The following is a 12,117-nucleotide window of genomic DNA, read 5'->3' as shown; positions in this document are numbered from 1 at the left end:
TCCTATTAAATTAGTGATTTATATTTAACATCAGCTTCAATGTTTAGTATCTCCTGCTTGTTTTTCATCAGCTTCATTAAAACTGATTTTCCATGATCTGAAGGAGAATCTTTGTAGCCAATCAATCCCTCAGTATCCCATAAGCAATACGTTGATACATATGGAGAAAATTTTCTGCCTATGTCTAACATTTTCTTCATAGCTCTCAACTCTAATTCAGTACCAGTCTCTTTATATTCTTTATCAGTCGCAATCAATACTCGATCTATATCTAAACTCAACAGAACATCAATTTGATGCTGCGAGATAAATGAACCAGATAATGCTACAGCAAAGCAGTCTTCTTGGAAGAAGCTAAAGCATTGCATAACGCTTTTCTCACTCTCAAAGATAATAACTTTGCGATGTTTTTTAATAGCTTCTAGATTCTGATACAATCCATATAGGTTAGCAAACGTTGGATATGAATAAGTCTTCTGCTGAATAGTTAAAGGCATGTATTTCTGGGTTGAATCTGAGAAGATTCCAGTGTATCTCCCACGTAATCCGATTAAATCTCCACTCACGTTATAATGTGGTATAACAATACGACTAGCTTTCTCATAATACATAATCTTAAATCGATCCATTGTTTCTTTACTGATTCCATCTTTTAAGAATTCGGGTGGATATCTCTTGCTAAAAATATCTAGTATAGATTCATTGATTACTGGAATGTCAGGCAACTCTACTTTCTTCTTTTTCGACATCCGGTTCATCCAATTCATTTCTTCATCGGTTGCCAACTCTTTTTCAAGTCGTTCAATTTCGAATCCAAACCCAAATCCCACTTGTTTTTGTGTTCTACTTACCACGTATTGAACGCATTCGCCAAAGGATAAATCACTACCATTAGCCTCAAACGATCTTCTAATCAATTCATATATATCAAACGAGCAAGAACAACTCGTATAACACCGGAACATTCCACCATTATCATCAGGGTAATAGTAAAGTTTCATGCTTCCATCTGATTTGTTATGACAGATAGTATTCGTAATGATATGACCTTTGTTGATTCCACTTTCATCAATTTCCGTTGAGCCTAAACTGTACAATAGAGTCTTCACATCATCTAAAGTTAGGCTCTCCTTAAGGTGATTTTTATCATATTTAATTATGACTATTCACCCCTTAAAAATTGAATGCTGCTGGTAAAGCGTCTTCTTCTTCAACTTGTTCATTATTAATAGCTGCTGGATCACTCATTAATAGCTTCTTAGGAGTAATCTGATTCATTAAATCTCCATCATATGAAACTACGAACATATCCTCAAAGCGTAAGCTCCCTTTGTTAAAGTTTCCATACACAGTTACTCTCTTGTATCTTCCCCCACGATTTTTGTAAACATGGAGTCCAATATTAGGTTGTTTACCAAATGTATTAACTGCTCCTGAAGCATAGATAGCATCTAACACTTTCTGATCTTTTTCACGAATATCAAGAATAATATATCCACCATCAATCTTATCTGCTACTGCTTTCGATCCACGAATCCATGATTGGTCACGGTTATTATTAATGTTCTGGTTATCGTTAAGTTGGGTTGAAGATTCAATGTGAACATCATATTTGTTAGCAAGATTCTTCAATGCAATTACCATGATTAACAATACCTGATCTTCACGAAGTCCTTTAACTCCTTTTTCACTTAAACTAGATAATAATTTCAACGAGGAATGTACATAGTCAAATTCACAGACATTAATATCATTTTTATTAATATGTTTAGTTATAATTGATTCAATATCTTCAATATCAAAATCGCTTAACTCTTCAAACCATAAGTTGGTTTCTTCAAGGATATCCATTGCTTTATCTAATCTAGCTTGTTGCTCAGGTGTAACTAAGTTGTCGTGAATCAAATCTTCTTCAACATCAGCAATATAACATAGGAATGGAATCTTAATTTCTTCCTCATCTAGCTCAGTTGAAATCATCAATCCTCTACCATTTGCTCCTGTTTTAACCCATTTATTCTCACTACTATCCCATATTTCTGGTACACACTTTACGGCAAGATTAGCCATTCCTAGACGACTTTTTCCCCCTCCAGTATTACCGGATTTTAGGTTCACTTTTCGAAGGCGTGATCCTCTAAATATAGCATTAAGCAAGTTGGATACCATTGGCATACCATAGCTAGGTGCTAACTTTTTCTCTGCCATAATATCTTGAATGTTATCAGCCATATGACCACCATTTAATGATTGATCACGTAAGAATTTCTCTCTAATTTCAATCATTTTTAACTCAATATGTTTAACCATATCGCTTAAAGTCATAGCATTGAAACGATCATTTTGTTCTTTCTCGTCTTTCAAATCAACTACTTTTTCATCGTAGATATCTGTAACGTCCACACCAATTTTCTTGCACTCTCTTAGAAATGAAAACTTCTTCACTCTTGTATAGTGCATTTCATAGTTATCTGATTCACCAATCTCTACAGCTTTCATCAGATAATCTAAACCATTGTTATCATTGAATGTTTTATATTGACTAGAGTAGCGACTTAACATGCCATCTATTTCAATGTAACTTACCTTTTCAGCCTTCTCTTCCAATAAATTTACGATTGCACCAAACACAATCTTGTGGAAGCTCTCAGGAAAATCATCAATATCTAAAGGAAACTCCTTCTGATTTAATCTCTCTGGTTTATCTATTAGTCCTGCAATTACATGCAGTATAGCTTTCTTGTCTTGAAGCTTGCTCATTTAATCCCCTCGATATCTATATAGTTAGTACGCTTCTTCTTAGGTTGTCTGACATAAATAACTTCTGGTTTCGTTTCAATCTTCAACTCGCTGGCATCTTGCGTAATACTATGCATTCGTAAAAAATGCTGTTTTGCATCTTCATAAATATATGGCACGATTCCAATTCCTTGCGCTTTATATTTCTTTGCGGCTTCTTCTGCGCTATGACCTTCAATCTCATGAAAGTATTTCAATGACATCAAAATCCCTGGCAGCTTATATCCATAATTCTCTGTAAAATCCTTGATTTGTTTTAAAATGAATCCTGAAATAACAGGCATATTATATAGTTCACAAATGTACTCATGGAGTTCTCTTCTGTGTTGTTTTCCTAATTCAAATTGCTCAAAGCAATGTTTGTGATAATGTTTATTTGAATGTTTTACAAATTCCTGTGCTTCTTTATCAACTTGATGGTTGCACATAGGACATTTTGGAAGCCTTCCTGCTATGATAATCGCATCCTTTGTTATAACTTCTTATAATATGTTGAGAAGTCTTGTACTAAAAAGTGTGTTCCATCCTGCAATGTGATTCGTAAAGTTGGTGTTTCATATCGATCATCCACATAAGCGTTAACCATAATATTTGATCGATTCGTGAATAACTCACAGAAGGTTTCAATTAATGAATGTGGAGTTTTGTTATCTGAAGCATCGAATACTCCTCTGACTTGATTCTCACTAATGATAATGAATTGTTCTCCATAGTCCACAATTTCATAGAAAGTTGTAACCTCTTCTACAAATGTATGGATAAGAGCATTGGTTACAATTTGATTAGCAAGTGAAACTGGAGATGATCTAGATGATTTACTCATTTCATTTCCTCCTATGGAAATTGCGTAGCAATAATAAGCTGCTACGCAATTCAATTTTAGTTTATTTGTATTGTTATAGTTTTGTTAATTAAGAGTTAAGTTTTTCTTCTGCTAAGTCTTTTACATCATCTAGAAGCAACGCCAACATATCCAATTGTGCTGGTTTCGCATCAGCAACTTTCTTCCCTGCTCCAAGATGAGATTCAACTAATTCAAGTAGGTCATCTAAGAATCCAGAGTTAGCAAGCTTACCACCTACAGCATTAATTTCTGCAATTACATCTTCAAATACTAATTTTTCTGAAGCATATGATTCTTTCTGTTCTTCATAACTAACAGCTTGAATTCCCTCTGCTTCTTCTTGTCGAGTAATAGCTTTAGCAATTGCATCTTCCAAGTTTTCTGCTGTAAATTCAGGAATACTAGTATCGATATAATCAAAGCGTGAACGAGCAAAGAATTTATCTGTTTCAGCCAACCAAGCAGTAGATTTGATTACTTTTCCATTTTCATCGATACCATTAGGCGTTAGGAATACACAAAGGTCACTATTATCAATGACTGGTTTAATCGAACGCTTATCACCTTTAGGTAAGAACTTACCTTCTTTGTTTTCTTCAACGTGTGAAATGAATACCAGTGTAAATCCAGCAGACAACAATTTATCTAATTGATCCCAATAAGTTTTCTCATATTCTTTCCAAAGACCAAATCCACCATTACCCTCTCCAATTGTTTCTACACCATGCTTACGGCATACAAAGTCTTGGCAATATAATGCTGAAGTATATACCTCATCAAAGATAATAGTTTGATACTTTTCTTTTACTGAATCAATCGTCTTAGGATCAGTAAGCTGCTTATTTACTTTTACAAAGTCTCTCCAGTTGTTGATTGGCAAGAATGGAATTCCAGCGATTGCACGAATACCTTTTTCAACGCTTACACCCTAGCTTTCGCTATATTTTAAAGGGGCTAGACTATCTCTTCATCCACTAGGGATGCCTACCACTTCGACTTGTAACTCATCTTCAAGTCTACGAGCAAACGCTCTAGTCGTTACACGTTCTCTCACCTGAGAGCTTCGCACGGTATTACCATATCTTATAAGACTTAGGCTTTCACCGTTAGCATAGTAATAACTACACACCTCTGAGTTATAGAGTTCAATAGGTTATCCTCTACTATTGCTAATAAAGGGGGCAAGTTTTTACCCAAGATAGAATGGCTTGCTCATACGTGTCGCTTGTTTGGTTTTCCCTGTGCTATTTGATCCCATTAAAGTAATAACTTTTCCATCAAGTCCTTTAGAAATTGTGCTTACCATTGGGTTCATAATATCGAAATTTGTCATAAATTAAATCATTCTCCATTCTCTTTTTAAGGTTAGAAGGGGAATTTCACCCCTTTATTTAAATATTATTATAGTTTACTTAATTAAGAATTTTTATTACCACATGTTATCAAGATTTACGTTCTTCAATCCTGTGTCCTGTGGTTTAGTAGTTGTTGCTGCACCGCCAAATCCAAATGAGCCTGTTCCAGTTGGTGCTGATGATTGTTGTTGAGATTGTCCTGCACGATTTTTCTGATTCTCAAGATAGATTTCACGAGCTGCTAATCGTGCTGTTACCGCTTCAGGATTGAATGCTTTAGGTGATTCTTCGTCATATGGCATTGCTGCATTCTGAATTAAAGCTTCATTTACATATTCATAAGTTTTCTCTTCGATTGGATCGCCAAACGCTGCTTCAATATATTTAACATTTTCAATCTTCTTATTAACCAACTGACCATATACTTTAATCGTCTGACGCTTCTCTACTTCATCTTGGAAGAAGCTTGAACCTTGTTCAATTACTGCAAATTTGTATGGTACGATTGCATTGAATGTAGGAATATATGAACTAATCAAAGCACGACCAGTTTCTTCATCATTTTCCATTTCAGGCTTAACAGAGTCAATGTAGATTTCTACTTCAAACGTTGCTTTAGGGGTTGGATCGTCTTTATCAGTCAAACGGTTAACAAATTTACCTTCAATTTGTTGGAATTGACGAAGTTGACCATCTTGACCATAGTATTCATTAGTAGTCAATTTTCCATCAATCTTAACTTTAGTAGGTGTCAATTCTGGATTTTCTGCTGCGTCTGCGACTGATACATACTCATCTTTGATCGTCACATAGCCTTTGTACAAGCTGTTTTCTTTGCCTGCGTTAGTGAATTTATTTGAACGTAACCGGATAGTGTGTACTTCATGTTCTCCTGTACGAACACTAATTGAACCGCTAATGTTTTCTACTTTAACTGTTTGACCATCTACTTGTTTATTATATTCACCGAACTCAAGATTCTTCTCAACCAATGTTCCTACTACTGTTACTTTGTTTGCGCCCTCTTTAAGTTCTACTGCTTTGTTTTCTGTTGTCATTATTAATCAAAACCCCTTTAGTTTTATAGTTTTTGTTTACTTTCATAAGGCTTAATTAGCCCCACATATTCTATTATAGGCAACTTACTCAAAAAAGGTAAGCGAATTACAAATATTTTTATAGTTTATTTAATAAACATTTTTTACAAATATTAAATCAAATCTTCCTAAGCTTCTTCAATACATCTTGCTCATACTTCAACAATCCCTCATGGTTATACATACTATATCCTATACGAGCCAAACCATTTGCATCAATTATATCATTCGATTTACTCTCAAATCCCCACTTATCTTTCGTAGGTTGAATCAAATCGGCTTTCTTCGCATTACCATTGTTGCTGATAAACTTCTTCAATGTCTTAGGCGGAATATCCAACCACTTAAATCCATGTTCATTTAACATATCCCGAATCAGCCAGCCTACACCGAACATGACACTGACCCCTTGCCCCTTGCTTCCATAAGAGAATCCTTCAATTAATACTCTATCCGTAGAAGGGTTCAAATGTTTTCTAAGTCGATTAGCTAAATCTCTAAACCTCTTAGGATCGTCATCATTACTCTTAATAGCCTTTAATGATACAGCTTCAATTACTTCCCCTTTATGACTCAAAATCACCAATCCAGTTCCGGCAGTTGAAGGATCGATTCCAACGAATCTCATGTCATCCCCTATTTTCAATCTCTCAACCTACTTTCTATTCCATTCCAATTTCACTAAAGGTATATAGCGTATTCAATGTTTCAATTGCAAGTAGCTTACCGGAATGTTCAATTGTTTCAACCGTACTGGTAACTGTAGCTGTATTATCTTCATATCGAATCAACAAGCTCTTATCTACTCCTAGATTACACAACTCAACAGTTTCACCTGAGCGATACAATCCTCTTTCAGTTGGCTTATCAGTTTCCTTGCTAATTGAATTCACATAGACATATCTCAATCTAGTTTCACCTCAATCTTATCAGTTAAGAATTTACCCATTTCCTTCTTCAAAGTTTTAATTCGTTCGGCTAATTCAATTAGATTAACAATTGGCTCATCTGTGTCTTTGAACACTTCCATATCAATCAAAACTTCTGCAACTCGATCAAATTTCTGAAAGTATCCAATCTGCTTCCATCCGAATTTTCCGCTCAAAGGTGCAAATTTCCCTTTCCCGTCCCTCTTCTCATACTTCTCAAGTAGAATAATATTACGTGGATCAGTATCAATCGCATAATTCTCACTTAATCTAAACTTATATTCCGGCTTCTCCACTTTCTCAGCAACTTCACTCACGCTCTCACCCTATTCCCAAAAAGTATCAGCTAAATTTTTAAACTCAACTTCAACTTCTTTAAAATTGTCATGACTTTCTGCCCAATGAATCTATTCATATATCTCATCAATGGTAACTAATCCAACTTCATATACCTTCAAATTGTTTATAATCTTCTCAATTGAATTAATAAATGAAGCACTAATTGTATGCTTATCTTTCATGTTAACTAGGAATTTCTCGACTCTTATTAGTAATATATCTTCATGGCTCTCCATAAATACCTCCTAGATAGGCTTGTTTGCTTCAAAAGCTGATAGTGAAGCCTGCAAATTTTCACTAGCAATCATAGCTTTCTCAAATTCCTTATCTACTTTAATTACTTCATCTGGATTAAGCTGTTGACGAATTAGATAAATTTCTAGCAGCAAATTCTTAACGGTTTTAATTGAATAAGCCACATCATCTCGATTGATTAAACCTCTGTATAAGCTATCACTCATTTGATCCATGCGATTAAGAATCTCTGCCTCATTGCTTAAGCTATATCTAGTCATCGTTCAAACACATCTCCAATCTGCAATTTTTTCGCTTTGTAAAGCTTATCGAACGTTACAATAGATTCGATTATCTCACCTTCACAGACCATTGCGACTTCAACACCATAATAATGAATTGCCATATCGTCTAGTTTTAATTCCATTTTCTTAGGCTTGCTTAAGATTGCTGTTACAAAATATTGTTTCACTCTGCCTCATTCACCTTCTTACCATATTCTAGCCAGTAGACTTTATTGTAGAATGTCAAAGTGAGAATATAGTATTTAATATCTACCGCATCTTCTGTCGTAAGAGTTAAACCAAATGCTCTGTCTGACTGTGCTAATTTGTATGATCCAGTTTCCATTTTTCTCACCTCTCTTGGCTACTTTCATACTATAGCTTGCTCGATAATTTAACGCAAGTTTTATGTCATTTATTTTTATAATTTATTTAATTAAAATTTTTATAGTAACCTAACTCTAATCAACGATACCTAAATATACTTGCTTATCATACTTTTGATTTGCAGATTGAATACTGCTCACATCAATTACATAAGCACCTCGAACGCCAACTAATGAACCTTCTTCTGTATCTTCTGTGTAAACAAGAGCTTCACCATCATATTTCTGCAACTGTTTAATTAAATCGGATACCCTAATGATTCTATTCATATTGCAACTCCTTATAAAATGATGTTTTAGAAGACTCTTTTTAATTCCTTAACATCTTCTGGTTCAATTCTATATTCTTTTTTGTTTCCATCATAGTGTTGCTTACTGTCATTTACTTCAAAGCTAAAGCCCTCTTCAATCCAACCGCCTTTGGCATATTTTTCATGCAATTCAAAATTCCAAGCACCAAAGCTAAGGTTATGATCATAGAGCCACTTTCCGCTCTTGCATGTGTATAGAATCATGCTTTAATCTCCTTTAAAAGAAAAATTTTATAAGTAATGATATGCTTGTAATTCATTTACAATGCCATCTACAACCCAATTTTCAATTTCATATTTACGGCTACAATATTGTTTTACTTCAGAAGAATATAGATCAAGAATAACTTCTGTTACGGATGTATTAATTTCCTCAATGGTTGAGCCGACATTTAAAAATTTTAATGCCTCTCTATATGCTCCAATAACTGCATCCCCTTTTTGTACTCCTAATACTTCAAACATCAATTTATTCATAATTACATCTCCTTCATTCTTAGTAATCTTATTATAGTTTACTTATTAGAACTTGTCAAACACACATGGCTTAGAATCTAGGATTTCTTTCATATGCTCATGAGCGTTATCTTCATTTAGATCAATGCCCAACATGAATTCAATTTCCTCTTTCATTTCTTGCGGAATCATGTCTAACAATGCTTTTCCGTACCCTAAGTTGTAAATCATTGCGTTATACACTTTTGGATAGTTAAGTCGCATAAATTGTAAATAACCATATTTCACAGGTATCGGACACATCTGACAGCCCGTACGTGGAGTAAACATTTTGTATCCTAAATCAACTAAAACAAAAGATTGTTTCTTATTAAAGTTAAGAAGCTGCTGATCCTTTAATAACTGAAGATCGATTCCAACGCTTTCAAGTCTCTTCTTATTCAACTCTACAATCTCATCGTTATTCTCAGGATAGTTTAACACTGTATTCTTGTCATATAGACCATTATAAGGAATTTTTTCTTTCTCTACATAATCCCAAATTTCTTCATCTTTCATCCACATAATAGGACGAGCTACATATGATTTCCATTCTGTATTGCTATAGAAGTATTCACCATCACGCAAACCTGCACGTAAACGTTGTGTTGATTCATCAGCTCTTAAACCGTTGATAACTAAATCCCAATTGTTCTCTTTAATAGCTCTCTTCATTGGTTCATGCTTTAGAGTCCCACAGCATTTTTCTGATAGTGGTCTTCCTCCACTTCTGTCTCCTTTTCGAGTAAAGAAATAAGAAGAATCTACTCCACCATGCTCATCAATGATTTTCTTAAGAGGTTTCTTAGGTTTAGTAATGAGAAGATTTAATCCCCACTCTTCTTCTAGCATTTTTGCATATTCACGTACTTCTTGGAATTCATTAAGTGTGTTATTCCAAACAACTTGAATCTCTGATGGATCACGACCCAATTCAATCAATGCTTTTCGAGTCATATATAAAGTAACGATTGAATCAATACCAAACGAACAGCTAACTACCGGATCTTTCTTACCTTCTAGAGCCATCTTAATTAAATCAATTCCCCATCTTTCTTTTTCTTCTAATGAGGTTGTGTGCCATAAACTATGCCTATGATAACGAACACCACGAGTTGCACGAGTATTATCCTTAGAAACTTCATCTCCATATAATGTACTTAAATCCATTTTTCTTATTCGCATGTGCATTTCTGCGTCTGCTTTATCCAGTTCCAATTGAATCTTCTTTGAGTTTGGACGATCTTTAGCTTTGTCATATACTTTGCGTTGTTCAAACATTTTAATTGATACTGCGGCTAAATCTTTATAACTCATATTTTCGTACAATTAAATTCCTTCTTTCTAAATTCTGATTGAATTTTCAAGATATTTCTGTAACTTCTTCATACCTAAATCTAGATCGCTATATAGATACAATGCATTACAAGCAATAAATGGATCAATGTAAGGCTTTTCCCAAACGGCAATGATAGGGATACTATTTTCAGTTGCTACAGCACATTCCCACATTGCACCGAAACCGGATGGATTATCTTTCTCCATATACAAGAAAACTAAGTCAGCATTTTTCACTTCATCAATATCTTGTTTTACAAATTGATGCATTGAGGTATTCTTATCCATATCAATTCTAGGATCAAAATAATTAACACCTACTAATTTAGGAACGTGACTTTGCCAGTCTCCATACATGCCACCGGACAGATAAACTTTCATTGAATAACCTCCAATACTTTCATCAGTCGAGCAGTTTCCTTCTCATTTTCTTCCTTCAGGGCTTCGATCAACCCTTTAAAGTTAAAGTCTCTCATTAGATTATCGGCAATCCCACTTCGCTGTTCACGGTTATAGTGGGTATTAATCTCATAATATGGCTCAAGTGGCTTATCTAAATACTCAATCCGTGTGTATAGTTTATTAATTACTTCTGTAGCAGCTTTTTCGTACAACACACCTGACTCATCAATGTGTGCTTCAAATTGAAATTGTAAAGCTGCAAGCAAGTTTTTCAAGGTTTCTGGATGAATGTAACACCTAAATGTTACTGACTGATCTCCAATTTGATATTCATGGTAGATTTTGTATGTGTAATATGCCATTGTCTCATCTCCTTTTCACAACAAAACTAAGATATTATTAGATAAATTTGTACTATTCAATTTCCCTAATTACGCCTAACTCTCGTCCGCCATAATTAAATCGATTACTGCCTCCGTGTTCGCTTAAAACGTAATATTCCTCATCTTTTCTTACGACATGAGTGATCCAATCAATTTCATATAATCCTTTCTTATCCTTGTGGACTTCAATCGGTAGCTCGTTCAAGTCGATAATTCCAAAATCTTCAACTTCCACCAATTTTGCAGTATGTTCATGTTTAATATATGGCTTAATCATCTAATAAAATCCTCCTTTTACAATCGTTTTTCCGCTGCTGATTTACACTCTTCTTCTGATTTGAAAAGTTTATCTTTACTCCTAATACTAAAACTGTCGCTTCCAAATTTTCTATCTACATACTCTACCCAATACTCGACTTCAAGCTGTTTACCATCTGCCCAAGTGTTCACTGTAATTTGTCTAATCTTAACTTTTGCTGGAACGTATTCATATTTAGTTATTGTGCCGTAACTACAATCAGGACATTTGGCTTTAACTTTAGCTCCATTAAACTCAGGATAAATATAGCCGGATTTATCACATGTGGAGCATTTTTCTCTTGAAGTTTTTGTATGAACATACCACGCTTGATCGCTCAGTTTATATCCGCCTAATAGTCCTCGTAGAGCTTCTTCTTTCCCTCTTTTGAATGATTCATTGGATGTTTCTACAATTTTATTCTCTAGCTTTCTAACTTCTGCTCTCAAATCACTAATAGTCTTCTTAGCTTCTGCCGCTGTTTTAAGAGCATATTCATAATTCGTTACTTCTGATTCAACTCTTTTAATAATTTCGTCTTCGATAAGATCATTGATTTTTCCATTAAATTCATAATGCTCTTCTTCATGGTACTCTGGTGGCTCTGGTGGATCATAGTACAA

The 12,117-nt window shown here is 34.5% G+C and carries 18 protein-coding genes and 1 pseudogene; all 19 read right to left on the bottom strand.

Translation table 11 applies throughout. The features are described from left to right. Window positions 1-5: 5 nt before the first annotated feature. The gene (locus AC2EXB_RS09130; protein ID WP_483604552.1) at window positions 6-1,097 is read right to left on the bottom strand and encodes a hypothetical protein; all 1,092 of its coding nucleotides are present in this window, start codon (window positions 1,095-1,097) and stop codon (window positions 6-8) included. A 76-nt stretch (window positions 1,098-1,173) separates the two neighbouring features. Continuing rightward, window positions 1,174-2,760 carry a DnaB-like helicase C-terminal domain-containing protein gene (locus AC2EXB_RS09125; RefSeq protein ID WP_483604551.1) on the bottom strand — a complete coding sequence of 529 codons (1,587 nt, stop codon included), beginning with the start codon at window positions 2,758-2,760 and terminating at the stop codon, window positions 1,174-1,176. Further along, window positions 2,757-3,227: a hypothetical protein gene (locus tag AC2EXB_RS09120; protein ID WP_483604549.1), complete on the bottom strand. Its 471-nt coding sequence runs from the start codon at window positions 3,225-3,227 to the stop codon at window positions 2,757-2,759. Before AC2EXB_RS09120 ends, AC2EXB_RS09125 begins: the two co-directional genes overlap by 4 nt. 44 nt (window positions 3,228-3,271) lie before the next feature. Further along, on the bottom strand, window positions 3,272-3,622 hold the full coding sequence (locus AC2EXB_RS09115) for a hypothetical protein (protein WP_483604547.1): 351 nt from the start codon (window positions 3,620-3,622) through the stop codon (window positions 3,272-3,274). 88 nt (window positions 3,623-3,710) lie between these two features. Further along, a pseudogene (locus AC2EXB_RS09110) lies at window positions 3,711-4,553 on the bottom strand (AAA family ATPase); the annotation flags it as partial. Between the two features lie 519 nt (window positions 4,554-5,072). Next, window positions 5,073-6,056 carry a hypothetical protein gene (locus AC2EXB_RS09105; RefSeq protein WP_483604546.1) on the bottom strand — a complete coding sequence of 328 codons (984 nt, stop codon included), beginning with the start codon at window positions 6,054-6,056 and terminating at the stop codon, window positions 5,073-5,075. A gap of 157 nt (window positions 6,057-6,213) precedes the next feature. Further along, window positions 6,214-6,723: a hypothetical protein gene (locus AC2EXB_RS09100; RefSeq protein ID WP_483604545.1), complete on the bottom strand. Its 510-nt coding sequence runs from the start codon at window positions 6,721-6,723 to the stop codon at window positions 6,214-6,216. A gap of 34 nt (window positions 6,724-6,757) precedes the next feature. Further along, on the bottom strand, window positions 6,758-7,003 hold the full coding sequence (locus AC2EXB_RS09095; protein ID WP_483604544.1) for a hypothetical protein: 246 nt from the start codon (window positions 7,001-7,003) through the stop codon (window positions 6,758-6,760). Next, the gene (locus AC2EXB_RS09090; protein WP_483604543.1) at window positions 7,000-7,341 is read right to left on the bottom strand and encodes a hypothetical protein; all 342 of its coding nucleotides are present in this window, start codon (window positions 7,339-7,341) and stop codon (window positions 7,000-7,002) included. The genes AC2EXB_RS09095 and AC2EXB_RS09090 overlap by 4 nt, the downstream gene beginning before the upstream one ends. Window positions 7,342-7,608: 267 nt before the next feature. After that, complete coding sequence (locus AC2EXB_RS09085) at window positions 7,609-7,878, bottom strand: hypothetical protein (RefSeq protein ID WP_483604542.1); 270 nt, start codon at window positions 7,876-7,878, stop codon at window positions 7,609-7,611. Continuing rightward, entirely contained in the window at window positions 7,875-8,069 is a 195-nt protein-coding gene (locus tag AC2EXB_RS09080) for a hypothetical protein (RefSeq protein ID WP_483604541.1), read from the bottom strand. The genes AC2EXB_RS09085 and AC2EXB_RS09080 overlap by 4 nt, the downstream gene beginning before the upstream one ends. Window positions 8,070-8,342: 273 nt before the next feature. Beyond that, a complete protein-coding gene (locus tag AC2EXB_RS09075) occupies window positions 8,343-8,537 on the bottom strand; it encodes a hypothetical protein (RefSeq protein WP_483604540.1) in 195 nt (64 codons plus the stop codon). Window positions 8,538-8,563: 26 nt separating this feature from the next. After that, the gene (locus AC2EXB_RS09070; RefSeq protein ID WP_483604539.1) at window positions 8,564-8,782 is read right to left on the bottom strand and encodes a hypothetical protein; all 219 of its coding nucleotides are present in this window, start codon (window positions 8,780-8,782) and stop codon (window positions 8,564-8,566) included. A gap of 27 nt (window positions 8,783-8,809) precedes the next feature. Next, window positions 8,810-9,055 (bottom strand): hypothetical protein, encoded by a 246-nt coding sequence (locus AC2EXB_RS09065; RefSeq protein WP_483604538.1) that lies wholly within the window; start codon window positions 9,053-9,055, stop codon window positions 8,810-8,812. Between the two features lie 45 nt (window positions 9,056-9,100). Then, on the bottom strand, window positions 9,101-10,402 hold the full coding sequence (locus tag AC2EXB_RS09060) for a phosphoadenosine phosphosulfate reductase family protein (RefSeq protein WP_483604537.1): 1,302 nt from the start codon (window positions 10,400-10,402) through the stop codon (window positions 9,101-9,103). A 15-nt stretch (window positions 10,403-10,417) separates the two neighbouring features. After that, complete coding sequence (locus tag AC2EXB_RS09055) at window positions 10,418-10,792, bottom strand: hypothetical protein (RefSeq protein WP_483604535.1); 375 nt, start codon at window positions 10,790-10,792, stop codon at window positions 10,418-10,420. Then, window positions 10,789-11,175 (bottom strand): hypothetical protein, encoded by a 387-nt coding sequence (locus AC2EXB_RS09050; RefSeq protein ID WP_483604533.1) that lies wholly within the window; start codon window positions 11,173-11,175, stop codon window positions 10,789-10,791. Before AC2EXB_RS09050 ends, AC2EXB_RS09055 begins: the two co-directional genes overlap by 4 nt. A 52-nt stretch (window positions 11,176-11,227) precedes the next feature. Next, window positions 11,228-11,473 (bottom strand): hypothetical protein, encoded by a 246-nt coding sequence (locus AC2EXB_RS09045; protein ID WP_483604532.1) that lies wholly within the window; start codon window positions 11,471-11,473, stop codon window positions 11,228-11,230. A 17-nt stretch (window positions 11,474-11,490) separates the two neighbouring features. Next, entirely contained in the window at window positions 11,491-12,117 is a 627-nt protein-coding gene (locus AC2EXB_RS09040; RefSeq protein WP_483604531.1) for a hypothetical protein, read from the bottom strand.

The sequence above is a fragment of the Planococcus alkaliphilus genome (assembly GCF_057031095.1).
This window is presented reverse-complemented; position numbering and strand designations above follow the sequence as displayed.